Raw genomic sequence first — 765 nt, 5'->3', positions numbered from 1 at the left:
TTGGTGTCGGTTAAGATCTGAAAGTGTTCGAATGGTGATGCCAATGCTGGTGGCGGTTAAGGTTCCGCCGATAAACAGTGATACAAGTAGTGATAGTTCAAAGTACCAGTAACTTGCCGCAAAGCCACCAAGAAAGGGCGCGATAAAGCCTCCTAGCGCCACGACAGTAGACTTTTGCCTGAGGATACAAGCTTCCCTAGGTCAGTCTCCAATCCTACGTCAAACAGCAATAGAATGACGCCAATTTCGCCCAGAAAAATATAATCTCGTTGACCTCTACCCATGCGAATAAGCTCGGGCCAATCAAAATGCCAGCGCAGAGTTCGCCAATAACACTCGGTGCGCCAAAATAGCGAGAAATATCGCCAAGCACCCTGGCGACAACAAGAATGATAAGGATGTCGAGTAAGACGTCAGCAATTTCCAAATGCGCACTCCCGGCTTTTTGGCTTTGAAGTCGGGCTGGTATTGAGTTTGGACGTGCTTAGTATGACTTGAGTTTGGGAAGAGGGGGTTGAGCTAGCTCAATTAGTGATGAGGTTTAAGGGCAAAAAAAACCTCCGGGTGTTAGGCCGGAGGCTTTTAGTTTCCTTACATTTTATTCGGCGTCGACTATCAGGTCACTATCCCCAACAGTGATTTCTTCACCGTCATTTAATACGAAAGATGCTGCTTGTGTAACAAACTCTGCAAAAGCAGGTGCCTCAGCAGAGGAAGCTGCCGCTGCAGGGGTCGTGTGTAGAGCACCACTGTCACTCTCAAAAC

Annotated in this window: 2 protein-coding genes; both read right to left on the bottom strand. The window is 47.8% G+C overall.

Annotation, left to right across the window (positions count from 1 at the left end):
• The coding region (locus A3757_RS28225) for a cation:proton antiporter (protein WP_369819612.1) at positions 1–186 on the bottom strand (186 nt) is incomplete at its 3' end.
• A gap of 28 nt (positions 187–214) precedes the next feature.
• On the bottom strand, positions 215–427 hold the full coding sequence (locus tag A3757_RS24720; protein WP_068514868.1) for a hypothetical protein: 213 nt from the start codon (positions 425–427) through the stop codon (positions 215–217).
• Between the last annotated feature and the right edge of the window lie 338 nt (positions 428–765).

This window comes from Oleiphilus sp. HI0117 (assembly GCF_001635235.1).
The sequence above is the reverse complement of the archived record's forward strand: the minus strand, read 5'-3'. Positions and strand labels throughout refer to the sequence as shown.